21 protein-coding genes are annotated in these 23,594 nt (G+C 71.4%); 7 read left to right on the top strand and 14 right to left on the bottom strand.

Features of this window, described 5'->3' with window-relative positions:
• Positions 1–19: 19 nt before the first annotated feature.
• The 5 genes from BM393_RS03575 to BM393_RS03555 form a co-directional block, all read right to left on the bottom strand.
• Positions 20–940 (bottom strand): ABC transporter permease, encoded by a 921-nt coding sequence (locus BM393_RS03575; protein WP_091722048.1) that lies wholly within the window; start codon positions 938–940, stop codon positions 20–22.
• Positions 940–2,031 carry an ABC transporter permease gene (locus BM393_RS03570; RefSeq protein ID WP_091722043.1) on the bottom strand — a complete coding sequence of 364 codons (1,092 nt, stop codon included), beginning with the start codon at positions 2,029–2,031 and terminating at the stop codon, positions 940–942. Before BM393_RS03570 ends, BM393_RS03575 begins: the two co-directional genes overlap by 1 nt.
• Complete coding sequence (locus BM393_RS03565; RefSeq protein WP_091722038.1) at positions 2,018–3,658, bottom strand: ABC transporter ATP-binding protein; 1,641 nt, start codon at positions 3,656–3,658, stop codon at positions 2,018–2,020. The genes BM393_RS03570 and BM393_RS03565 overlap by 14 nt, the downstream gene beginning before the upstream one ends.
• A gap of 16 nt (positions 3,659–3,674) precedes the next feature.
• Positions 3,675–4,988 (bottom strand): guanine deaminase, encoded by a 1,314-nt coding sequence (guaD, locus tag BM393_RS03560; protein ID WP_091722035.1) that lies wholly within the window; start codon positions 4,986–4,988, stop codon positions 3,675–3,677.
• A gap of 69 nt (positions 4,989–5,057) precedes the next feature.
• Entirely contained in the window at positions 5,058–6,017 is a 960-nt protein-coding gene (locus BM393_RS03555) for a LysR family transcriptional regulator (RefSeq protein WP_254783193.1), read from the bottom strand.
• Between the two features lie 132 nt (positions 6,018–6,149).
• On the opposite strand from BM393_RS03555, the gene xdhA reads away from it, so the two are divergent.
• Entirely contained in the window at positions 6,150–7,664 is a 1,515-nt protein-coding gene (gene xdhA, locus BM393_RS03550; RefSeq protein ID WP_091722030.1) for a xanthine dehydrogenase small subunit, read from the top strand.
• Complete coding sequence (gene xdhB, locus BM393_RS03545) at positions 7,661–10,027, top strand: xanthine dehydrogenase molybdopterin binding subunit (RefSeq protein ID WP_091722027.1); 2,367 nt, start codon at positions 7,661–7,663, stop codon at positions 10,025–10,027. Before xdhA ends, xdhB begins: the two co-directional genes overlap by 4 nt.
• A gap of 80 nt (positions 10,028–10,107) precedes the next feature.
• On the opposite strand, the gene mmsB is transcribed toward xdhB, so the two are convergent.
• Genes mmsB through chvE form a run of 3 tightly spaced genes read right to left on the bottom strand, consistent with a single transcriptional unit; the run spans position 10,108 to position 13,997 of the window.
• Complete coding sequence (mmsB, locus tag BM393_RS03540; protein WP_091722024.1) at positions 10,108–11,310, bottom strand: multiple monosaccharide ABC transporter permease; 1,203 nt, start codon at positions 11,308–11,310, stop codon at positions 10,108–10,110.
• Positions 11,303–12,883: a sugar ABC transporter ATP-binding protein gene (locus BM393_RS03535; protein ID WP_091722021.1), complete on the bottom strand. Its 1,581-nt coding sequence runs from the start codon at positions 12,881–12,883 to the stop codon at positions 11,303–11,305. The genes mmsB and BM393_RS03535 overlap by 8 nt, the downstream gene beginning before the upstream one ends.
• A 19-nt stretch (positions 12,884–12,902) precedes the next feature.
• Complete coding sequence (chvE, locus tag BM393_RS03530; protein ID WP_091722018.1) at positions 12,903–13,997, bottom strand: multiple monosaccharide ABC transporter substrate-binding protein; 1,095 nt, start codon at positions 13,995–13,997, stop codon at positions 12,903–12,905.
• A gap of 507 nt (positions 13,998–14,504) precedes the next feature.
• Here chvE and BM393_RS03525 point away from each other — a divergent pair.
• Both BM393_RS03525 and BM393_RS03520 read left to right on the top strand, forming a co-directional pair.
• A complete protein-coding gene (locus tag BM393_RS03525; RefSeq protein WP_091722014.1) occupies positions 14,505–14,978 on the top strand; it encodes a Rhs element Vgr protein in 474 nt (157 codons plus the stop codon).
• Positions 14,935–15,468 (top strand): hypothetical protein, encoded by a 534-nt coding sequence (locus tag BM393_RS03520; RefSeq protein WP_141225212.1) that lies wholly within the window; start codon positions 14,935–14,937, stop codon positions 15,466–15,468. The genes BM393_RS03525 and BM393_RS03520 overlap by 44 nt, the downstream gene beginning before the upstream one ends.
• 39 nt (positions 15,469–15,507) lie before the next feature.
• Here the strand turns inward: BM393_RS03520 and BM393_RS03515 are convergent, their stop codons facing one another.
• The 4 genes from BM393_RS03515 to BM393_RS03500 form a co-directional block, all read right to left on the bottom strand.
• Entirely contained in the window at positions 15,508–15,879 is a 372-nt protein-coding gene (locus BM393_RS03515) for a VOC family protein (protein WP_091722007.1), read from the bottom strand.
• Between the two features lie 61 nt (positions 15,880–15,940).
• Entirely contained in the window at positions 15,941–16,360 is a 420-nt protein-coding gene (locus BM393_RS03510; protein WP_091722003.1) for a GFA family protein, read from the bottom strand.
• A gap of 134 nt (positions 16,361–16,494) precedes the next feature.
• Entirely contained in the window at positions 16,495–18,537 is a 2,043-nt protein-coding gene (locus BM393_RS03505; RefSeq protein ID WP_091721999.1) for a peptidase inhibitor family I36 protein, read from the bottom strand.
• A 226-nt stretch (positions 18,538–18,763) separates the two neighbouring features.
• Positions 18,764–19,537: a ThuA domain-containing protein gene (locus BM393_RS03500; protein ID WP_091721995.1), complete on the bottom strand. Its 774-nt coding sequence runs from the start codon at positions 19,535–19,537 to the stop codon at positions 18,764–18,766.
• Between the two features lie 85 nt (positions 19,538–19,622).
• Between BM393_RS03500 and BM393_RS03495 the strand changes: the two genes are divergently transcribed.
• Positions 19,623–20,390 carry an SDR family oxidoreductase gene (locus BM393_RS03495; RefSeq protein WP_091721990.1) on the top strand — a complete coding sequence of 256 codons (768 nt, stop codon included), beginning with the start codon at positions 19,623–19,625 and terminating at the stop codon, positions 20,388–20,390.
• A 185-nt stretch (positions 20,391–20,575) separates the two neighbouring features.
• Positions 20,576–20,827 (top strand): hypothetical protein, encoded by a 252-nt coding sequence (locus tag BM393_RS03490; protein WP_091721987.1) that lies wholly within the window; start codon positions 20,576–20,578, stop codon positions 20,825–20,827.
• 153 nt (positions 20,828–20,980) lie between these two features.
• Here BM393_RS03490 and BM393_RS03485 read toward each other — a convergent pair whose 3' ends face one another.
• Positions 20,981–21,322, bottom strand: a complete 342-nt coding sequence (locus BM393_RS03485) for a hypothetical protein (protein WP_141225211.1) — start codon at positions 21,320–21,322, stop codon at positions 20,981–20,983.
• A 162-nt stretch (positions 21,323–21,484) separates the two neighbouring features.
• Here BM393_RS03485 and BM393_RS03480 point away from each other — a divergent pair, with 162 nt between their 5' ends.
• A complete protein-coding gene (locus tag BM393_RS03480) occupies positions 21,485–22,408 on the top strand; it encodes a M14 family metallocarboxypeptidase (protein ID WP_091721979.1) in 924 nt (307 codons plus the stop codon).
• 91 nt (positions 22,409–22,499) lie between these two features.
• Here the strand turns inward: BM393_RS03480 and BM393_RS03475 are convergent, their stop codons facing one another.
• A complete protein-coding gene (locus tag BM393_RS03475) occupies positions 22,500–23,483 on the bottom strand; it encodes a dienelactone hydrolase family protein (RefSeq protein ID WP_091721975.1) in 984 nt (327 codons plus the stop codon).
• Positions 23,484–23,594: the final 111 nt, after the last annotated feature.

Here is a 23,594-nt window from a genome sequence, read left to right as displayed (position 1 = left end):
GGTCGGGCGCCGCGCGCGGCTATCCGCCGGGATGGAACGGCCGCCCCAGCGAGGCCGGCATGTTGGCGCGGATGAAGCCCTCGTTGCGCGAGATCATCACCAGCACCACGATGGTGGCCAGGTAGGGGAGCATGCTCAGGAACTGGCTGGCCACCTGCACGCCCTGCCCCTGCAGGTGGAACTGCAGCATGGTGACGCCGCCGAACAGGTAGGCGCCGAGCAGCACGCGCGCCGGCCGCCAGGTGGCGAAGCTGGTCAGCGCCAGCGCGATCCAGCCTTTGCCGGCGATCATCCCTTCGACCCACAGCGGCGTGTAGATCACCGAGCAGTAGGCGCCCGCGAGCCCGCACAGCGCCCCGCCGGCGACGACCGCCAGCAGCCGGATGCGCCGCACCGGATAGCCCAGCGCATGCGCCGATTCCGGCGATTCGCCGACCGCGCGCAGCACCAGCCCCGCGCGCGTGCGCGTCAGTCCCCAGGCGAGCAGCGCTGTCAGCGCGATCGCGCCGTAGACCAGCGGATGCTGCTTGAAGAGCGCCGGCCCGATGAACGGGATGTCGGCCAGGCCCGGCACCGCGAACGCGGGCCGCGGGCCGAGCTTCGCCTGCACGTAGTTCTGGCCGACGAAGGCCGAGAAGCCCGCGCCGAACAGGCTCAGCGCCAGCCCGGTCGCGTACTGGTTGGTGTTGAGGTAAACCGCGAGCGCGCCGAAGACCAGCGCCATCAGCACGCCCGCGCCGATCCCGGCCAGGAAACCCACCAGGTCGCTGCCGCTGTGCACCGCCGCCGCGAATCCGGCGATCGCGGCGACCAGCATCATGCCTTCAGCCCCGAGGTTCACGACGCCGGCGCGCTCATTGATCAGCAGCCCGAGCGCCGCGAGCGCGACCAGCGTGCCCGCGTTCAGCGTCGCGGCGATCAGCAGGGCCCAGGCATCCATCAGCGTTGCTCCTTGTCGAGGCCGGGGGCGCCGAGCCCCGCGACGCGCCGCACGCGGTAGTGGATCAGCGTGTCGCAGGCCAGCAGGCAGAAGAGCAGCAGCCCCTGGAACACGCCGGTGATCGCCTTCGGCAGCCCGAGCCGCGATTGCGCCAGCTCGCCGCCAATGTAGAACATGCTCATCAGGATCCCCGAGAGCACGATGCCGACGGGATGCAGCCGTCCGACGAAGGCCACGATGATGGCCGCGAAGCCGTAGCCCACCGGCACGTAGGGCGTGAGCTGGCCGAGCGGGCCGGCCGTCTCGAGCGCGCCGGCCAGGCCGGCCAGGCCGCCCGACAGCGTCATCGCGCCCCACAGCGCCGCACGCGACGAGAAGCCCGCGTAGCGCGCCGCCATCGGCGCGATGCCGCCGGTCTGCAGCGCGAACCCCGCCATCGAGCGCATCAGCAGCCACCAGCAGCCGATCACCGCCGCCAGCGCGATCCATACGCCGATGTGCAGCCGCGTGCCGATGAACAGCTTGGGCAGCTGCGTCGCCGGCAGAAAGGTGATGGTCTGCGGGAAGTTGTAGCCCGCCGGGTCCTTCCACGGCCCGTAGACGAGGTACTGCAGCAGCAGCTCCGCGACATAGACCAGCATCAGGCTGACGAGGATCTCGTTGGCATGGAAACGGTCGCGCAGCGCCGCGGTGATCGAGGCCCAGGCCACGCCGCCGAGCACGCCCGCGAGCAGGATGGGCAGGACGATCAGCTTCGTGCTGCCGGCGTCGGCCTGCATCGCGACCCAGCCGGCGGCCAGCGCGCCGGCGACGAACTGGCCCTCCGCGCCGATGTTCCAGACGTTGGCGCGGAAGGCCACCGCCAGCCCCAGCGCGATGAGCACCAGCGGCGTCGCCTTCAGCCCCAGTTCCCCGAGCGCGTAGCCATTGCGCAGCGGCTCCCAGAAGAACATGCGCAGGCCCTGCAGCGGGTCCTTGCCCAGCGCCACGAAGATCGCCACGCCGATCAGCGTCGTCAGCGCCAGCGCGATCAGCGGCGACGCCAGCGACATCGCCGCCGACGGCTGCGGGCGGGGTTCAAGCTTCAGCATGCGCGCCCTCCCCCGCGGCCACGTCCCACAGCCCGCTCATCCACTGCCCGATCTGCGCGACGCTGGCCTGTCCGACGGGGATCGCCGGCGACAAGCGCCCGCGCGCCATCACCACCAGCCGGTCGCTGAGCTCGAAGAGCTCGTCCAGTTCCTCGCTGACCACCAGCAGCGCGCAGCCGGCGTCGCGCAGCGCGAGCAACTCCGCGCGGATCTGCGCCGCGGCGCCGACGTCCACGCCCCAGGTCGGCTGCGCGACCACCAGGGCCTTCGGCGCGGCGTCGATCTCGCGGCCCATGATGAACTTCTGCAGGTTGCCGCCGGACAGGCTGCGCGCCGCGGCCTGCGGCCCGGCAGCGCGCACGCCGAAGCGCTCGATCAGACGCCGCGCGAGCGCCGCGGCCTTGGCCGTCGACACATGACCGAGCCGTCCCACCGGCTCGCGCCGCGTCAGCAGCGTGTTCTGCGCCAGCGACATCGACGGCACCGCGCCGCGTCCGAGCCGCTCCTCCGGCACGTGGTGCAGCCCGAGCGCGCGGCGCTTGGCCGGTCCGAGCGGTCCGAGATCGGTGATGCGGTTCACGGCACCGGCTGCGACCCGCGAGTTCGACGGGTCATTCGAAGCGTCATTCGATGGGGCATTCGATGGGTCAGTCGACGGGTCAGTCGACGGGTCATCCGCGATCCAGGTGACGACGCCGCGCTCAGCGCGGCGGTCCTCGCCGGACAGCACCCGCAGCAGTTCCTGCTGCCCGTTGCCCGACACCCCGGCCAGGCCGAGGATCTCGCCGCGTCGCAGCGCCAGCGCGATGTCCGCGAGCGCCGTGCCATGCGGCGTCTCCGGCGCCAGGCTCAGGCCGCTCACCCGCAATCGCGCCGGCGCGTGCCCGCGCACGGCACGCGCGGCGAGCCGGGGCGGCTCCGCGCCGATCATCAGCCGCGACAGGCTGGCGTTGCTCTCCTGGCGCGGATCGACCTCGCCCGTCACCCGGCCCGCGCGCAGCACCGTGCAGCGATGGCACAGCGCGCGGATCTCGTCGAGCTTGTGGCTGATGTAGAGGATCGCGCAGCCCTGGTCGGCGAGCCGGCGCAGCGTGACGAACAGCGCCTCCACCGCCTGCGGCGTCAGCACCGAGGTCGGCTCGTCCAGGATCAGCAGCCGCGGCGCGGTCATCAGCGCGCGCAGGATCTCGACCCGCTGGCGCTCGCCCACCGACAGCGCATGCACCGGGCGTTCGGGGTCGAGCGGCAGGCCGTACTCGGCCGAGAGCGTGCGCACGCGGGCGCGGACCGCGTCCAGCGTCATCGCCTTGTCAAGTCCCAGCCAGATGTTCTGCGCCGCGGTCAGCGAATCGAACAGCGAGAAGTGCTGGTACACCATGCTGATGCCCAGCGCGCGCGCCTGCGCCGGCGAACGCGGCGCCCGCGGGGCGCCGTCCCACAGCAGTTCGCCGGCGTCGGCCTGCACCGCGCCGGCGATGATCTTCATCAGGGTGGACTTGCCGGCGCCGTTCTCGCCGAGCACCGCGTGGATCTCGCCCGGCGCCACCGACAGCGACACCGCGTCGTTGGCCTTCACGCCGGGGTACTGCTTGCTGATGCGGCGGAGTTCCAGGCGTGGCGGCGTCATGGGGACAGGCAGGTTCCTAGGGTCTGCGGTAGCGCAGCTCGCCCGCGACGTAGCTGGCCACCAGGTTGCGATCGTCCGACAGCGTCATCCAGGCGAAGGCCCGTTCGTGCGGGTCGCGCGCCAGGTCCATGCGGGCCTCGGCGACCGGCCCCGCGGCCCAGTCCCAGATGCAGACGTCGGCCAGTGTAGCCACACCGAAGTGGCCCAGTTCCTCCGCCAGCCCCAAGGCCTCGGCAGCGCCCAGCGTGGCCGCATGCAGCCCCGCCCAGGCGGTGAGCCGCTGGCCGCGCAGCGCCTGCACCTTGTAGCCGTCCGCCAGCGTGCGCTGCGCCGACAGCGAGGTCCCGCCGCCCACGTCGCTGGCCGCGCTGACGCGCACGCCCGCGGCCAGCGCGCCGGGCCAGTCGAACAGCCCGCTGCCCAGGAACAGGTTGGACGAGGGGCAATGCGCGATGTGCGCCCCGGTGCGGGCCAGCACGCGCCGGTCCTCGTCGTCGAGCCAGATGCCATGCGCCAGCACCGCGCGCGGATGCAGCAGGCCGACGCGGTCGTAGACATCGAGGTAGCTGCGCGCCTCGGGAAAGAGCTGGGCCACCCACTCGACCTCGCCGCGGTTCTCCGCGACGTGGGTCTGCATGTAGAGGCTGGCATCGGCGCGGCACAAGGCGCCGGCCATCGCGAGCTGCTCCGGCGTGCTGGTCGGCGCGAAGCGCACCGTCACCGCGTAGGCCAGGCGCGCACGCCTGTGGTGCTTCGCGATCAGGTCCAGGCAGTCGCGCTCGGCCTGGACGACGTCGTCGCGCAGGCCCTCCGGGGCGTTCCGGTCCATCAGCACCTTGCCGGTGATCAGGCGCATGCCGCGCTCGGCGGCCGCGTCGAAGAGCGCGTCGGCCGAGACCTTGTGCACCGTCGGGTACACGACGGCCGAGGTCGTGCCATGCGCCAGCAGCGCATCGAGGAAGCGGTCCGCGCCGTAGCGCGCGACCTCCGGGTCCATGTAGCGCTGCTCGGCCGGGAAGGTGTAGGTGTTGAGCCAGTCCAGCAGCTCCGTGCCGTAGGACGCGATCACGTCCAGCTGCGGGCTGTGCACATGGGTATCGACGAAGCCCGGCAGGATCAGCCGGCCGCTGTGGTCCTCGCGGACCCAGCCCTCGCCCGGGTCCTCGGCCTGCGCGCCGGCGATGCGGCCGTTGTCGATCAGCAGCCAGTGGCCGGGACGGAAACGCACGGCGGGATCGTCGACGCGGCCCCATTGCGGCGCGGCGGTGAAGTCCAGCAGGTCGCCCTTCAGGGCCAGGCGTGCCGGAGTGGCGGAACGGTCGGTCGTCATGCGTCGGGAATCAGGCGGACAGGAGAGAACGGAAAGGCGGGAACGTCGGCGGCTGCGGTGCCACGCCGCTCACGGCACGAGCTCGCGCGCGACTTCGCGCACCTGCTCGCGCAGCCAGCGCAGCGGCGCGCTGTTGTGGCTGACGTCGTGCCACAGCTGGTAATAGGTCATCGGCGGGAAGGCCACCGGGCATCGCAGCACGGTGACCGGCAAGTGATCCAGGTAGCGGTGGCAGAACAGCCGCCCGGTCGTCAGCACCAGCAAGCTGCGCGCCACCATCTGCGGCAACTGCCCAAAGTGGGCGCAGCGCACCGCGATGCGGCGCTCCAGGCCCAGCGAGGCCAGGTGCTGCTCGATCACGCCCGGCTGGCCGCGGCTCAGCGGCATCGGCGCCAGGTGCTGGCAGTCGAGGTAGCGCTCCTGGGTCCAGGCCCGCGGCGCCATGCGCGCGGCCGGGTGGTCCTGGCTGACCAGGCAGACCACCTCGTCCACCAGCAGCCGGCCCAGGTGCAGTTCCTCCGGCGGCTCCAGCCAGTTGCCGATGACCAGGTCCACCTCGCCGCGTGCCAGCGAGGCGCGGTAGTCGAAATCGGCATTCAGCGGCTGGAAATCGAGCTGCACGCCGGGCGCGTGGCGCTGCAGGTGCGCCACCAGCAGCGGCAGGAACAGCGGGTCGAGGTAGTCGCTGGCGGCGACGCGGAAGCGCAGCTCGGCGCTGGCCGGATCGAAACCGGACTTGCGCAGCCGCGCGCCGAAGAGCTCGTCGGCCTCGCGCAGCAGGCGCTCGGCGGGGGCCAGCAGTTCCAGCGCCGTCGCGGTGGGCGTCATGCCCGCGCCGCTGCGCACCAGCAGTGGATCGCCCGTCAGGGTGCGCAGGCGCCGCAGCTGCGCGCTCAAGGCGGGCTGCGTGCTGCCGAGCCGCATCGCGGCCCGAGACACACTGCGCTCGGAAATCAAGGTATGCAGGACCCGCACCAGAAGGAGGTCGATCTTGTCGAAGTTCAGCTCGTCCGACATGGTCAATCGCATATAGAAGCCATACGGCGCATCGTATAACCATAGGACGTTCACAGGAGTACCGTTCGGGGTAATTGCATCCGCCCGCCAGCCGTGCCCGCTTCTTGCTTGGCCGCCGGCGTCCGTCCCGCACCACCCCTGTCCATGACCGCTCCCCGTCCGATCCGCTTCTTCCACCAGGGCCAGCTGAAGTCCGTGACCGGACTGCCGCCCACGACCACGGTGCTGCAGTACCTGCGCGAGCACGCCCGCTGCGCCGGCACCAAGGAAGGCTGCGCCGAGGGCGACTGCGGCGCCTGCACGGTGCTGGTCGGCGACCTCGACGCGGACGGGCAGTCGGTCGAGCTTCGCAACGTCAACGCCTGCATCCAGTTCCTGCCGATGATCGACGGCAAGGCGCTGCTGACCGTCGAGGACCTGGGCGCGAGCGACGACCTCAATCCGGTGCAGCAGGCGCTGGTCGACTGCCACGGCTCGCAATGCGGCTTCTGCACGCCGGGCTTCGCGATGACGATGCAGGCGATCTATGAGCGGCACCAGGCGCACGGCACCCGCCCGGACCGGCAGGCGCTGGCCGACGACCTGGCCGGCAACCTGTGCCGCTGCACCGGCTACCGGCCGATCCTGGACGCGGGCGAGCGCATGTTCGATGCGCCCGCGCGGACCCTCGATCGCGCGCCGATGGTCGCGGCGCTGCGCACGCTGCGCGAGGATCCGCCGCTGCAGTACGAGGCGTCCGCGCGCGACGGCTCGCCGCAGCGCGTCTTCGCGCCGCGCTCGCTGGAGGACTTCGCCGCGCTGCGCGAGTCCCTGCCCACCGCGCGCCTGGTCGCCGGCGCAACCGATGTCGGGCTGTGGGTCAACAAGCAGCAGCGCGAGCTCGGCGACGTGATCCTGACCGGCCGCGTCGACGCGCTGCGCCGCATCGAGGCCGGCGCCGACAGCAGCTTGCGCATCGGCGCGGCGGTCTCGCTGGAGGACGCCTGGGCCGCGCTGAGCGCACGGGTGCCGGCGCTGCGCGAGCTGTGGCTGCGCTTCGCCTCGCCGCCGGTGCGGCATGCCGGCACGCTGGGCGGCAACATCGCCAACGGCTCGCCGATCGGCGACGGCGCGCCGGCGTTGATCGCGCTGGGCGCTCGCCTGGTGCTGCGCCGCGGCAGCGCCACCCGCACGCTGCCGCTCGAGGATTTCTACCTGGACTACATGAAGAACGCGCTGCAGCCCGGCGAATTCGTCGAGGCGATCGAGGTCCCCCGGCCCGCGCCCGGCACGCGGCTGCGCGGCTACAAGCTCGCCAAGCGCTATGACAGCGACATCTCCGCCGTCTGCGCGGTGCTGAGCCTGCGGCTGGAGGACGGCGTCGCGCGCGAGGCGCGCTTCGCCTTCGGCGGCATGGCCGCAATCGTCAAGCGCGCGGCGAAGGCCGAGGCGGCCGTCAACGGCCGCAGCTGGGACGAGGCCGCCGCGCTGGCCGCCGCCCAGGCGCTGCGCGAGGACTTCACCCCGATGACCGACCTGCGTGCCAGCGCCGCCTACCGCGAGCGCGCCGCCGCCAACCTGGTCCGTCGCTTCTGGCTGGAAACCCGCGCCAACGCGCCCATCGACGCCGGGTCGGCCAGCGTCTGGCAAGCGGTCAACCTGCAGCGGAGCGTCGCATGAACAAGCCGCTGGAACTCCCGCCCGGCGTCGGCGCCGAGGCCCTGGCCGCCGCGCCGCGACCGCAGGTCGGCATCAGCCGCGCGCATGAAGCCGCGCACCTGCATGTCAGCGGCGAGGCCGTCTACATCGACGACATCGCCGAAGCTCACGGCACGCTGCATGCGGCGCTGGGCCTGTCGCCGATCGCGCACGGGACGCTGGTGTCGGTCGACCTCGAGCTGCTGCGGCGCCAGCCCGGCGTGGTGGCGGTGCTGACCGCCGCCGACATCCCCGGCGAGAACAACTGCGGCCCGCTGCTCCATGACGATCCCCTCCTGGCCGACGGCGAGCTGCGCTATGTCGGCCAGCCGGTCTACGCGGTCATCGCGACCGACCGCGAACTCGCGCGGCGCGCCGCCGCCCAGGCGAAACAGGTCATCGTCGCCACGCCGCTGCCGGCGGTGCTGACCGCGCGCGAGGCCCATGCCATCGGGCAGTACGTGCTGCCGCCGATGCATCTCGCGCGCGGCGACGCGGCCGGCGCACTCGCCGCGTCGCCGCATCGGCTCGACGGCGAGTGGGCCGTCGGCGGCCAGGAGCAGTTCTACCTGGAGGGCCAGATCAGCTACGCGCTGCCGCAGGAGAACCAGGCGCTGCTGATCCACTGCTCGACGCAGCATCCGTCGGAGATGCAGCAGCTGGTGGCGCATGCGATGGGCTGGCAGGCGCACCAGGTGACGGTGCAGTGCCGGCGCATGGGCGGCGGCTTCGGCGGCAAGGAATCGCAATCGGCGCTGTTCGCCTGCGTCGCCGCGATCGCGGCGCAGCGGCTGCGTCGGCCGGTCAAGCTGCGCGTGGACCGCGACGACGACTTCCTCGTCACCGGCCGTCGCCACGGCTTCGACTACCGCTGGTCGGTCGGCTTCGACGACGAGGGCCGGATCCTCGGCGCCGAGATCGACCTGATCTCCAACTGCGGCCACAGCGCCGACCTGTCCGCGCCGGTGATGGCGCGCGCGCTGTGCCACTTCGACAACGCCTACTGGCTGCCGCATGTGGCGATGCACGGCTACTGCGCGCGGACCAACACCCAGAGCAACACCGCCTTCCGCGGCTTCGGCGGCCCGCAGGGCGCACTGGCGATCGAGATGATCCTGGACGGCATCGCGCGGCGACTGGGACTGGATCCGCTCGTGGTGCGGCAACGCAACTTCTACCGCGACGGCCAGGACCTCACGCCCTACGGCCAGCGCGTCGAGGACAACCTGATCCAGCCGCTGACCGACCGCCTGATCGAGACCTCCGGCTACGCCGCGCGGCGCGCCGAGATCGCGGCCTTCAACGCCGCCAGCCCGGTGCTCAAGCGCGGCCTGGCGCTCACGCCGGTCAAGTTCGGCATCTCCTTCAACGTCGTCCACCTGAACCAGGCGGGCGCGCTGGTCCATGTCTACACCGACGGCTCGGTGCTGGTGAACCACGGCGGCACCGAGATGGGCCAGGGGCTCAACACCAAGGTCGCGCAGGTGGTGGCGCACGAACTGGGCGTGCCCGCCGCGCAGGTGCGGGCTAGCGCCACCGACACCAGCAAGGTCGCCAACACCTCGGCGACGGCGGCGTCCACCGGCTCGGACCTCAACGGCAAGGCGGCGCAGGACGCGGCACGCAAGATCAAGCGGCGGCTGATGCCGCTGGCGGCGCGGCTGCTGGGCTGCGACGAAGACGCGCTGGTCTTCGACGGCGGCGAGGTGCGGGGCCACGGTCCCGAGGGCGCGCGATCCATCGGCTTCAAGGCGCTGGTGGCGCAGGCCTACCTGGAGCGCATCCAGCTGTGGAGCGACGGTTTCTACGCGACGCCCGGCCTGCACTGGGACCGCGCGAAGCTGCAGGGGCATCCGTTCTACTACTACGCCTTCGGCGCCGCGGTGGCGGAGGTGCTGGTCGACACGCTGACCGGCGAGACACGGGTGCTGCGCGCGGACGTGCTGCACGACGTCGGCCAGTCGCTGAACCCGGCGCTGGACATCGGCCAGGTGGAAGGCGCGTTCGTGCAGGGCCAGGGCTGGCTGACCAGCGAGGAGCTGGTCTGGCATCCGCGCTCCGGCCTGCTGCTGACGCATGCGCCCAGCACCTACAAGATCCCGACCGCCAACGACATGCCGCGCGACTTCCGCGTCGCCCTGTACGACGCGCCCAATGCGGTGGACAGCATCCACCGCTCGAAGGCGGTGGGCGAGCCGCCGCTGCTGCTGCCCTTCTCGGTGCTGCTGGCGATCAAGGACGCGGTCGCCGCCTGCGGGCCGGACCGCTGCGACCCGCCGCTGCGGGCGCCGGCCACGCCGGAGGCGGTGCTGGACGCGGTGGAGGCGGTGCAGGCGATGCGGTAGTGGCCCGGTGCACTAGCCGCCACCTCCGCGATGTCGCCATCACCGCGGATGCCGCGGGCCCCGCGCGCTGAAGCCCTGCCCTACTTGCGCTTGTTGTAGACGTCGACGAACACGGCGGCCAGGAGCACCAGGCCCTTGATGACCTGCTGGTAGTCGATGCCGACGCCCAGGATGGACATGCCGTTGTTCATCACGCCCATCACGAAGGCGCCGATCACCGCGCCCATGATCTTGCCCACGCCGCCCGAGGCCGAAGCCCCGCCGACGAAGCAGGCGGCGATCACGTCGAGCTCGAAGCCCAGGCCCGCCTTGGGCGTGGCGGTGTTGAGCCGCGCGGCGAAGACCAGGCCGGCCAGCGCCGCCAGCGCGCCCATGTTCACGAAGGTGAGGAAGGCGATGCGCTGCGTGCGCACGCCCGACAGCCGGGCCGCCTTCTCGTTGCCACCGACCGCGTAGACGCGCCGGCCCAGCGTGGTGCGGCCGGCGATGAAGTCATAGGCCAGGGTCAACACGACCATCAGCACCATGACCGTCGGCAGCCCCTTGTAGGAGGCCATCAGCCAGCTCATCGCGGCGATCGCGGCGACCAGCAGTCCCTGCCGCGTCCAGAAGACCACCCCGGGCTCCGTCTCCATGCCGTGCCGCGCCGCCGCGGCGCGATGCCGCCACGCGACCGTGAGCGAGGCCGCCGCGAGCAGCAGGCCCAGGCCCAGCGTCGTCGGACGCGGATCCTCCTGGCCGAAGAGCTCCGGCAGGAAACCGGCGCTCAGCGCCTGGAAGCTGTCGGGGAAGGGGCCGAGCGACTGGCCTTGCAGCAGCGCCAGCGCCAGGCCCTTGAACACCAGCATGCCGGCCAGCGTCACGATGAAGGAGGGGATGCCCAGGTAGGCGACGAACCAGCCTTGCGCGCCGCCGATCACCGCCCCCGCCAGCAGGCAGACCAGGCCGGCGGGCAGCGCGGCCCATTCGTACTGGACCATCAGCACCGCCGCGAGCGCGCCGATGAAACCGCATACCGAGCCCACCGAGAGGTCGATGTGGCCGGTGACGATCACCAGTAGCATGCCCAGCGCCATGATGACGATGTAGCTGTTCTGCAGGACCAGGTTGGTGAGGTTCAGCGGCTCCAGCAGCGTGCCGTCGGTCAGCACCTCGAAGAGCGCCATGATCGCCACCAGCGACAGCAACATGCCGTAGTCGCGCAGGTGGCGCTTGAGGAAGTGGCCGAGGCCCGCGGACGCGGCGGCCGGCGGCGTCACGGACGCCGCGATCGGTTCAGACATGAGCGACTTCTCCGGCGCCGACGATGGCGCCCATGATCATTTCCTGGGTCGTGCCGGCGGCCGGGAACTCCGCCACCATGCGCCCCTCGTTCATCACATACAGCCGGTCGCACAGGCCCAGCAGCTCCGGCATCTCCGAGGAGATCAGCAGGATGCCGCAGCCGCGCGCCGCCAGGCCGGCGATCAGGCTGTAGATCTCGTACTTCGCGCCGACGTCGATGCCGCGCGTCGGCTCATCCAGGATCAGCAGCCGCGGCCCGGCGAACAGCCACTTGGCCAGCACCACCTTCTGCTGGTTGCCGCCGGACAGGTGCACGACGCGCTGGTCCACGCCCGCGCAGCGGGTGCCGAGCTGGCGCCGGAAGTCCTGCGCGACCTGGTGCTCGCGCGCCCGGTCCAGCACGCCGCCGCGCGACACACCGCCCAGGTGCGCCAGCGAGGTGTTGACCGCGACCGACTCCTCCAGCAGCAGGCCCAGCGACTTGCGGTCCTCGGTCACGTAGGCCAGGCCGGCGGCAATCGCCTTCGGCACCGTGGACACATCGACCTCGCGGCCGTCCATCCAGGCGCTGCCGCTGATGCGCCGGCCGTAGCTGCGGCCGAACACGCTCATCGCGAGCTCGGTCCGGCCCGCGCCCATCAGCCCGGCGATGCCGACGATCTCGCCGCGGCGCACCGTCAGGTCGACGCCCTTGACCACCTCGCGCCCGGCCTGCACCGGGTGGAACGCGCGCCAGTCGCGCAGCTCGAAGAGCAGCTCACCGATCGCCGGCGTGCGCGGTGGATAGCGCTCGGACAGGTCGCGGCCGACCATCGCCTGGATGATCCGCGCCTCGGAGATCGGGTCGGTGGCGCAGTCCAGGCTGAGGATGGAACGCCCGTCGCGCAGCACCGTGAGGCCATCGGCGACGCGCGTCACTTCCTTGAGCTTGTGGGAGATCAGGATGGACGCGATGCCCTGGCGCTTGAGCTCGAGCAGCAGGTCCAGCAGCGCGTCGCTGTCGGTGTCGTTCAGGCTGGCGGTGGGCTCGTCCAGGATGAGCAGCCGCACTTCCTTGGCCAGCGCCTTGGCGATCTCCACCAGCTGTTGCTGCCCGACGCCGAGCTCGCCGACCGGCGTCTGTGGCGAGGCCCGCAGGCCCACCCGCGCCAGCAGCTCGACCGCGCGCTGGTGCATCGCCATGCGGTCGATGACGCCCAGCCGCGCGGGCTCGTGACCGAGGAACAGGTTCTCCGCGATCGAGAGCTGCGGCACCAGCGCCAGCTCCTGGTGAATGATGATGATGCCCAGCCGCTCGCTGTCGGCGATGCCGGCGAAGCGGCGCACCTCACCGTCGAAGCAGAGCTCGCCGCCGTAATCGCCGCCATGGTCGGGGTGCGGGTAGACACCCGACACCACCTTCATCAGCGTCGACTTGCCGGCGCCGTTCTCGCCGCAGAGCGCATGGATCTCGCCGGCGCGCACGGACAACCGCACGTCCTCCAGCGCCGCGACGCCGGGGAACCGCTTGGTAATGCCGCGCAGCGCCAGCAGCGGGGCCGGGGCCGCGCTGTCGTGGGTTGTCGCGTTCATGGACCGATGACCGCGCCGCTCAGCGCAGTTGCGTGTCCTTGTAGTAGCCGCTGTCGACCAGCACCGGCTTCACGTTGGCCGCGTCGACCGAGACCGGCTTGAGCAGCACGCTGGGCACGACCTTCACGCCGTTGTTGTAGGTCTTGGTGTCGTTGACCGCGGCGGGCGTCTTGCCGGCCAGCATCTCGTCGCTGACGGTCGCCGCCGCCTGCGCGAGCTGGCGCGTGTCCTTGAACACGGTGCTGGCCTGCTCGTGCTTGAGGATGGACTTGACCGACGGCAGCTCAGCGTCCTGGCCCGAAACGACCGGGCACGGCTGCTTGGCGGTGCAGTAGCCGGCGCCCTTCAGCGAGGACAGGATGCCGATGCTGATGCCGTCATACGGCGACAGCACGGCATGCAGCTTGTCCTTGCCGTAGAACGCGGACAGCAGGTTGTCCATGCGGGCCTGCGCAGTGGCGGCATCCCAGCGCAGCGTGCCGACCTTGGCCATGCCCAGCTGCTTGCTGCGCACGACCAGCTTGCCGCTGTCGATGTAGGGCTTGAGCACCGACATCGCGCCGTCGTAGAAGAAGGTGGCGTTGTTGTCGTCCGGCGAGCCGCCGAAGAGCTCGATGTTGAAGGGGCCCTTGCCCTGCGCCAGGCCCAGCTTGTCGACCAGGCTCTGGCCCTGCATCACGCCGACCTGGAAGTTGTCGAAGGTGACGTAGTAGTCGACGTTCTTCGTGCCCTTGATGAGCCGGTCGTAGGCGACGACCTTGATGCCGCGGTCGGCGGCCTTCTGCAGCACCGGCGACAGCGCCGAGCCGTCGATCGGCGCGATCACCAGCACCTTCACCTTGCGGGTGATGAGGTTCTCGATCTGGGCGAGCTGGTTGGGGATGTCGTCCTCGGCGTACTGCAGGTCGGTCTTGTAGCCCTTGGCCTGGAAGGCCTTGACCATGTTGTCGCCATCGGCGATCCAGCGGGCCGAGCTCTTGGTCGGCATCGCGATCCCGACCAGGCCCTTGTCCTCGGCGCGAGCGCCGCCGGCCAGCAGGCCCAGCGTCGCACCACCGACGATCAGCACCGCGCGAACGAGCGCGGCGCGCCGGCTCCAACCTGTATGAAACATTTTTGTCTCCTGAATGTTTTATGAACGCCGGTTTTTACTGCCGCGCGCCGGCTTTGTCGATCCCAGTTTGGATATCGAGCGAGGCGCGCCGGTTATCGGTGCCCCGCGATGGCGGCTTGTGTGCGGCAGCGCACAGCGCTCGCGCGTGCGATTGGCCGAGAGTCATTTGCCGCGGGGTCCGCGAGCGGGCAACATCGTCGGATCGCCGGGAACGCCACCGGCATCCCTCGCTGAAAGGCTCCCATGGCACGTGCCCTTGTTCCGGGCCCGATTGGGCTGGACGTCCGCCAGATGCTGTCCGACCCCGGCACACGGTGCCTCGGCCCCTCGCCGCGCCCCGGGCCGATCGGCCTGGACGCCGGTATCGGCACGAGTCTCGACGCTTCCTGGACGATGCTGGCCGGGGAGGTCATCCCTCCAGCACGGGCCGTCAATGTCCCGGCACCGCTGCGGCCGTTGGCCACGCCAGAAGGCGGGGTCCGCCCGCTCACCAGCGGCGAGATCGCAATGGCGCGGCTGCTCTTCAAGGACGCGATCGACTACAGCCGGGTGAAGGTCCACAACGACGAGTACCTTCCCTTCGGCTTGCAGCCCGACGACACGGCGATGACGCCCAACGGGGAGATCTATTTCAACAAGAAGCACTTCAAGGAAGACTTCTCATCAACCGACGTCTACACCAAGCAGTGGTTCATCCACGAGATGGTGCATGTCTGGCAGTACCAGCTCGGTTACCCGGTGCGGCTGCGTGGTGCCATCCGCATCGGGTTGGGCTACGACTACGAGCTCAAGGCTGGCGCCAAGCTGGGCGACTACAACATGGAGTCACAGGGCGACCTGCTGGCCGACTACTTCGCGCTCAAGCACCTGAACGCGCCGCAGGCGATGCGGCAGGCGCAGTTCGCGCAACAACTGGCCCTTTTCGAAGAGGTGCTGAATGCCTTCCTCACCAACCCGTCCGACACCGCGAACCTGCCTTGACGCGACGCTGGCGCTGGCCTTGTGCGCCGCGCTCGGCACGGCCTGCGCGACCTCGCGGGTAGGCGACGCCGAAGTGCGGCTCCAGGAGGGCCAGCCCTGCTTCACGATCAGCGCCAAGGAGGCTGCGCGCGGGCCCACGATCCGCTTGCAGGCGGTGATGGTCAGTGATGTGTCGGTCAGCCCGGTCGCCGAGGTCTGGTCGGTACTGCTGGATGCGCAGCGCCTGGAGACGATGTCGTCGGCCAGCTGTTTCGCCTACGGCCAGGCACCGGACGGCGCAAGCGCGCGGCCCGCGACTGCACCGATGCTGCAGCCCGGCCGGGTCTACCAGGTCTACCTGAACATCCGCTCGTCGGACCGGTCCGATCCCACGCGGGGCTACATGGCCAAGTTCTGCCTGGCGGCCGATCCAGCCGATCCCTCCGGGCCTCGCCGTTTGATGCCAGTGCTCTACGGCACGCGCGCCTGGGACGAGGGCTTCTGCCGCTGAACCGCCTCACGGCGGCCTCACCCCGGCGTCAAGTCGGCCTCACGCCGGAGCGTGGCAGACCATCTCGATGTTGTGCCCGTCGGGATCGATGACGAAGGCCGCGTAGTAGTTCGGGTGGTACTTCGGACGCAGCCCCGGCGGTCCGTTGTCGCGGCCACCGGCGGCCAGGGCGGCGCGATGGAAGGCATCGACCTGCTCGCGCCGCGGCGCCACGAATGCGATGTGCAGGTGGGCCGGCGTCTCGGTGGTCTCGAACAGGCACAGCGAGGACTCGCCCCCGGCGCTCAGTTCCGCGCCGTAGGAAGGCTCGCCCTCCCCGACCACCGACACGCCGATCGGCGCCAGCGCCTGCAGGTAGAAGGCCTTGCTGGCGGCGTAGTCGCGGACGCCGAACTTGACGTGGTCGAACATGAAAGCTCCTGTGCTTGGAATGACGCGACGCTGCGGGGAAGCGATGGCGCCGGCCCGGCGCTCAGCCCCAGTGCTCCGCGTCCGGCGGCGGCACGACCCAAGCGTGCATGCGGTCCTCGTAGACCGACACGGTGGGCGCGGGGAAGGTCGGATCGGCGAAGGCGCCGACGGGAATCGCGATGAAGTCCGGCAGCGCCTCGGGCTCGTAGAAGACCGTCGAGCCGCATTCCGGACAGAAGTGGAAGCGCGCCCGCGTGCCCTCGTCGCCGACGCGCACGTATTCGGTCGAGCGGCCGGCCACCGTCACCTCCTCGCGGCGGAAGCGCGCCTGCTGGCCGAAGACGCTGCCGGTGCGGCGCTGGCAAGCCAGGCAGTGGCAGATGGACACCCGCACCGGCTGGCCCACGACGCGCGCGCTGAGCTGGCCGCAACAGCAGGCCGCGAGGCGCTCGGGCCCGCGATCGGAAGGGGATGAGGTCATGGGGCTCGACGATAACGGCCTGCCGCCGCAATGCAAGACGCGCCGCGATCTCCCGACACGCGGCGCGTCCATTCAGCTCGACGTCGAGGCCGAAGGCCAGGCGCCAAGGCCCCGGCCTCCGGCTCGGTCCGGGCTCAGCGCGACAGCTCGACGCGCTGCGCGTTCAGGCCGTCCGACACGATGAACTCGAAGCGACCGCCGGTCGGCAGCTCCTGCGTGTCCAGCGTCACCTCGCCGCCCTGCAGGTCCTGCGCCAGGTTCAGGCGGCGGGTGCCGTCGGTCCAGGTCACGCTCAGGAAGGGCGTCGCCTCGGCGTCCCAGCGCAGCGTGGCCTTGCCGCCGGCCTCCTTGACCTGCACCTGCGCGCGGCTGGTGCCGGCCGCCAGCGCCTTCTGGCGGGCGTTGGTCACGCGCGCCTGGGCCTGCGCCAGCGTCGCGCCATCGCGCAGCACGCTGATGCCGACGATGTTGTCGGCCCTGGGCACCAGCACGCTGAAGTGCAGCAGCTCGCCGTCGTGGTCCACCGACTGGGCCGCGAAGGCGTAGTCCTTCACCTCGCCGCCCGCGGTCTGCACGCGCAGCACGTACGGGCCGCCGGCCGCGTCCGGCTTGGCGACCAGCGTCTTGACCGGATTGATCTCGACCTGGCGGCTGCGGATGCTGCCGCTGACCAGCAGCACGTCCTGCGCCGCCGCCTTGCTGTCGCCGTCCGCGGAGGCCGCGGCGCTCTTGGCCGTCGCGCCGGCCGCCACCGCGTCCGACGGCGTCAGGAAAGTCTGCATGCGGCGGTAGTTGTAGTCCGAGAACACCGTGCCGCCGCAGTAGCTCATGATGTCGTGGCGGTCGGTCGGGCGCGGGTCGTAGAACGCGTTCACGTCCGACAGGTAGCTCCAGACGTAGCGGCCCGGCTTGCCCAGGTTGGCGTCCGGATACGGATAGTTGGGGTCCGGCGAACCCGCGCCGCCGCAGGCCGCGTGCGGCAGCGAGAAGTTGTGGCCCAGCTCGTGCGCCACCACGTCGCGCACGGTGTCCGGCGCGCTCGGCATGTCGAAGCCGACGGCCGAGCTGCCGGGCATGTAGCCCAGGCCCGCCAGGCCCCAGGTGCGCTTGGGGATGAAGCCGAAGTAGTAGTCCTGGCGCGCGGCGCCCTCGATGCGGTGCAGGTCGTTGAGCTCGCCCAGGATCTTGCCGAAGGCATCGCTCCAGCCCGAGTCCGTGGTCGGCAGCGTGGTCACCTTGGACGACACGAAGGTCGGATGCGAGCGCAGCGTCACCGACGACACCGGGAACAGCGCGCGCAGGTGCGCGGTCTGGTCGGCCGGCAGCTGGCCGGTGGTGCCGGCGATGCGCACCGGGATCGGGATGAAGCGCATCGGCGTGCCGCCGCCCACCCGCGGCGTGAAGCTCTGGGCCGCGGCGCCGGCCACGGTCACCGTGACCTTCAGGCCGCTCTTCACCAGCTCGGCCGGCACGGTGACGCTGTAGGCGTCGTCGAAGGACTGCGTCTCCGACACGGTCGTCGGCAGGCCGCGCCGCGGCGCCGCCAGCGGCAGGTCGCGGCTGGTGCCGTCGACGGTGTTGTCGACACGCACGACGCCGGTCGGCGCGGTGGTGCCGGCCGGCGCGGTCACGTTGACCTTCAGCAGCGTGGGCTTGTTGGCGACCAGCACCAGCTGGCTGTCACCGCTGGCGTAGAGCATCGACTGCGCGAACTGCACCGAGGCCAGCGTCACCTTGGATGGCGCCGCGGGCGGCGTCACGCGCAGGGAGGACACCGCGTCGTTCAGGCCCAGGCCGACCAGGTTGGCGTTGTCCGCCGTCAGCGTGACGGTGGTGCCGCGCAGGTTTCTGTCGGCGAAGAGCTCGACCTTGTAGCCGGCCGGCATGCGGATCGACGAGATGCGGTCGTTCCAGGCCGCGCCGATCCAGCTGGTGCTGGTGCTGGTGCACAGGCTGGCGCCGGCATAGTTCACATGCTCGTAGAAGCACACTTGCGCGCCGGCGGCCGCCGCGGTGGCGCCGGAGGTGGCGCCGCCCCCGGGCAGACGCGCCTCCTGGACCGACGCGTCGTCGGAGGATCCGCCGCCGCAACCGGCGAGCACGCCGGCCAGCGCCAGCGACAGGGCCAGCGGATGCAGGCGGGGAGCGCCACCGGGGCGCGTCGAAGTGATCGTCATGGAATCCGTCCTCCGGGGATGTGGGGTGCCTCAAGGGCGGCGGATTATTCGGAGCGCCCCTCACACGCCCTGCAACCGAAGGCGCCGATTCGTAAGCGGCAGCAAGCGGCGGCCGGGCTGCGTGCTTTACAGGACAGACACGAAGGGCCGCGCGCCCGCAACGCCCGGTTGCATCGGATACGACGCGCGCGTCGCCGATTCAGGGGAGCGCGGCAGCGTCACCGGCTCACTCGGCGCTGAAGCCCTTGCCGGTGGCGGCCCAGTAGATGCCGCCGAACAGGTGGTGCTGGAACCGCTCGTCGCCGTAGGTGGCGGGCAGGTGGCCGAGGGCGGTGTAGAAGCTGCGCCCGCCGTCGACCCGCTGGTACCAGCTGATCGGGTGGCTGGCGCCCATGGGCGCGACCGGCTTGCCACCCCATTCGGTGGCGGGCTGGTAGGTCCGCTCGTCCACCGTCAGCAGCACCTTCAGGCCCTCCGACCGGGGCGGCCCGAACTGGTACCACTCCTCGGTGAAGAGGAAGCGCCGCGGGAAGCGGTCCATGCCGGGGAAGTTGCTGTCCTGCACCACCAGTGTCGCCGTCTGGTTGGCCGGATGCGCCTGGAACATCCGCCCCACCAGGCGCCCATACCAGGGCCAGCCATGTTCCGTGTCCGCGGCGCTGTGCACGCCCACGAAGCCGCCGCCGGCGCGGATGTAGCGCTCGAAGGCCGCCTGCTGCGCCGCGTCCAGGACGTCGCCGGTCGTGAGAAGGAAGACGACGGCCTGGTACTTCGCCAGCTCCTGGTCGTTCATCACCCGGTTGGCGTCCTCGGTCCAGAACACGCCGAAGTCGTGCAGCTGCCCGAGCCGCTGGATCGCCGCCACGCCGGCCGGGATGGACTCGTGATGCCAGCCCGCGGTCTTGCTGAAGACCAGGACCTTGAACTGCTCGGCCAGTGCCAGCGGCGTCACGGCCAGCAGGCCGAGCGCCATTGCGAAGAAGCGGAGACGCTGGCCCATGGAGCTTCCTGGTCGAGGGGACGAAGGCGCGATGATGCCAGGACCGCGTGCCGGTGACCGCCGCGGGCGGCGCAGAATCCGCCGCATGAGCACCGACACGCCCCTCACCCTCGTCACCGGCGCCAGCCGCGGCATCGGCGCCGCCACCGCCCGGCTGCTGGCCCGCCAGGGGCACGACCTGGCGCTCAACTACCGGCACGACGCCGCCGCGGCCGAGGCGGTCGCGCAGGAGGTCCGCCGACTGGGCCGGCGCGCGCTGACCGTGCAGGCGGACGTGGCCGATCCGGCGCAGGTCGAGGCGATGTTCCGGCAGGTCGACGAGGCGCTCGGCCGCGTCACCGGGCTGGTCAACAACGCCGGCATCGTGGCGCCCGCCACCTCGCTGGACGGCATCACGCCCGAGCGGCTGCGTCGCATGTTCGAGGTCAATGTCTTCAGCGTCGTCTTCTGCACGCAGCAGGCGGCGCTGCGCATGAGCACCGCCCGCGGCGGCGCCGGCGGCGCGATCGTCAACCTGTCGTCGCGCGCGGCGCAGCGGGGCTCGGCGGATCTCTACAGCGACTACGCCGCCAGCAAGGGGGCGGTCGACACGCTGACGCTGAGCCTGGGCCAGGAGCTGATCGGCCAGGGCATCCGGGTGAACGGCGTCCGGCCCGGGATCATCGAGACCGAGATCCATGCCGACAGCCGGCCCGCCGCCGAGTTGCCGGCGTTGCTCGCGGCGGCGGCCGCCACCGTCCCGATCGGGCGGCTGGGCCGGGCGGAGGAGATCGCGGAGGCGATCGCCTGGCTGCTGTCCCCGGCGGCCAGCTACACGGTGGGCGCGACCCTGGACGTGGCAGGCGGCCGCTGACGCGGTCTTCCTGGAGCGCCAGCGCTGCTTCGACGGAACCGATGGGCGCCGGCTGCCGACGGTCTGTCCGGCGCCGATGCAGTTCGCGCCGTCGCGATGCGGCTTCGTCGCCCGCCGCTCGAAAGGCGCGGCGGCGATGACGACACTGACTCCATCGACACCGCAGACCGCTTCAGGAGATCGACATGAGCACCACCCGCCGCCTCGCCCTCGCTTCCGCCACCCACACCACGGTCAAGGCCGTCGCCTTCGGCGCCGTCGCCGCCCTGACGCTGGCGCTGGGCATGGCCCACGCCCAGGGCCAGCGCGAGCTGCGCGCCTCGATCATCACGCTCGATCCGGTGGTGATCTCGGTCAAGCGCGAGCAACTGCCCACCGTCGTCATCACCGGCCGGCGCGACGCGTCCGCCGACGCGCAGGTGGCCTCGATCCAGTGAGCCCGCGGGCCGCTGTGTCGGTGGCGCGATCCGCGCCCGGACGCCGTCGGATCGCTCCATGCAGAACGCCCGGCATGCCGGGCGTTCTGTCGTTCCGGGCGGCCGTTTTCCGGTCGTCCGCTCGTCCGCGGATTTGCGCGCCCGATCAGGCGGTCACGCCGGGCCGGACGGCAGCGGGCAAGGTCCAGGGTCGGACACCCCGCTCGCGGGCGTCCATCCGATGACGCCCTGGGCATTGCGGACCTTCACGGCGGTCGAGGAGCACGAGCTGCGCCCCAGCACGACCAGGTCGGCGCTGCGTTCCAGCGCGAGCGGCACCGGCCCGACCCGTCCCGCCACGACGTCGAGGGCGTCCGCTTCCGTCCGATAGATCGAGACGGCCTGCGTGGTCCAGGACGGATCGTCCGATGGCGCGGGCGACTGGCAGGCCGTGAGGCCGAGGGTGGCCAGGCCGGCCGCCGCCATCCGAAAACGCTGCATGTCGAGGTCTTTCATGTCCAGGCACCAGGGGTCGCGGGCAGCCGCCGTGGACAGCGCCGCCCGAGCGACGCGCATTCTCCCCTGCCGGCGTCCCGCCCTCACCGTGACCGACGGCCGGCCTCCCTGCCTTGCGGCATCATCGCGGGCCATCGGTCCAACCCTCTTCCGGAAGCCAGCATGAGCACAGCGCGCTTTTATCCCATCGGCACCCCCGGCGTCCCCTGGGGCGACGCGGAACGGACTGCCTGGCGCGAGCGCCAGGTCCGGCATCGCCGCCACGACCAGGACGTGGTCCCGCGCGTCGAGGCGCTCGCCGACGATTTCGAGATCGTCCGCTATGGCGAGCTCGCCTACGGCGACGACCGCTACCCCCTGCTGGCGCTCAAGAGCCGCGACTGGCGGCCGGACCTGCCCGTCGCGCTGGTCACCGGCGGCGTCCATGGCTACGAGACCAGCGGCGTGCTGGGCGCGCTGGGTTTCGCCGAGGACCACGCGGCGCGCTACGCCGGCCGCGTCAACCTGCTGGTCGTGCCCTGCGTCAGCCCCTGGGCCTATGAGCGGATCTGCCGCTGGAACTACCACGCGGTCGATCCCAACCGCAATTTCGGCGTGCGCCGCGAGGCCGCGGAGTCGAGCGCGCTGATCGCGCTGGTCGAGCCGCTGGCGGGCCGGTTCCTGCTGCACATCGACCTGCACGAGACCACCGACACCGACGCCACCGAGTTCCAGCCGGCGCTGGCGGCCCGCGACGGCAAGGAGCCGGACCGCGACGGCGTGCCGGACGGCTTCTACCTGGTCGGCGACAGCGAGACCACGCGGCTCGATTTCCAGCAGGCCGTGATCGAGGCCGTGCGGCGCGTGACCCACATCGCGCCGCCCGACGCGCAAGGCCGGATCATCGGCTTCCCGGTGATCGCGGACGGCGTGATCGAGTTCCCGGTGCGCCAGTCCGGCCTGTGCGCGAGCCTCACCGGCGCGCCCTTCACGACCACCACCGAGGTCTATCCCGACAGCCCGCGCACCACCCCGGACGAATGCGTCGCGGCGCAGGTGACGGCCGTGTGCGCGGCGCTGGACTTCGCGCTCGCGCACGCGCAGTGAAGCGAGGGGCGCCCCCGCTCAGTTCACAACACCGACCGCCGGCGCGAACAGCCGAAACTGGCGGGCGAGTGTGCCGGACTCGACGCGGCCTTCACTGACCGAAGAACACGCGCCGCACGAAGCGCGTCGCATCCTCGCGCGAGGCCTGGAAGGCCGCCTCGTTGCGGCCGACGTGCGCGCCGCGCGTCATGCACGCGTTGATGAACGCCGTCAGCTGGTCCGTCGGGATCACCTGCCCGGTGCGCTCGGAGGTCACCACCCAGGTCGGGATGTCGGTGCGGATGACGCCGCAGGCGTAGCCGCTGGTCGCATCGGCCCGGTAGCGCACCGGCAGCAGGCTGTCCCACGCATGATGCGCATCGGCGTAGCGATGCGTCTCCACCGGCGTGCCCAGCGTGGCGTACTCGGCGGCCAGTGCCTCGCAGGGCTCCGGATGCGTGTAGTCGTCGGCGGCGCCCACCAGGTTGAGCAGCGGCGCGCGCGTGACGTTCGGCGAGGTATAGATCTGCGAGCAGCCGGCATAGGTCGCGATGTGCAGCGCGAAGGCCTGGCCGGTCTTCACCACGGCCCGCAGAAACGGCAACTGCGCCGTCTGCAGCGCCACGGTGCCGCCGCGCGAGAAACCCATGATGCCGATGCGCCTGGCGTCGATGCGGGGGTCGGCCGACAGCAACCGCAGCGCCTGGAAGGCGTCCATCACGTTGGCCGCGGCCGGCACGCTGGTCTGGTCCGCCGCGGTCGACGACACGCCTCGCGGCGCGAAGCTGTCGACGATGAAGGTCGCCACGCCGATGCCGTTGAAGGCCTGGACCCACTGCTGCAGACCCGGCCCCACGCCGTCGCTGCCGTGCGCGAGCACGATCGCGGGCACCGGTCCGGCGAAGCCCGCCGGCAGGCTCAGATCGCCCCACACCGGCGTCGGGACCCATTGCGCGCGGCGCTCGCGTGCGAGGTCGAAGAGCGACTTGGGCGTGAAGCTGTCGAAGGCGATGCGGGTGCTGTCGTCGGCGCGCGCGGCCGTGGCGGACAGGCCGAGCACGCACACGGAGACCAGGACTCGGAACAGTCGATGCATGAAGCCCTCGGGCAGTGAAGGAACGCGGCGGGGCGCCTGGCCGGCGCTCCTCGTGAGCGAGGCCGCCACACGGGACGTGAGCGGCCGCCGGAGGTTAACCGCGTGCCGCCG

This window comes from Mitsuaria sp. PDC51, from assembly GCF_900113225.1.
GTDB lineage: Bacteria > Pseudomonadota > Gammaproteobacteria > Burkholderiales > Burkholderiaceae_C > Roseateles.
The sequence above is the reverse complement of the archived record's forward strand: the minus strand, read 5'-3'. Positions and strand labels throughout refer to the sequence as shown.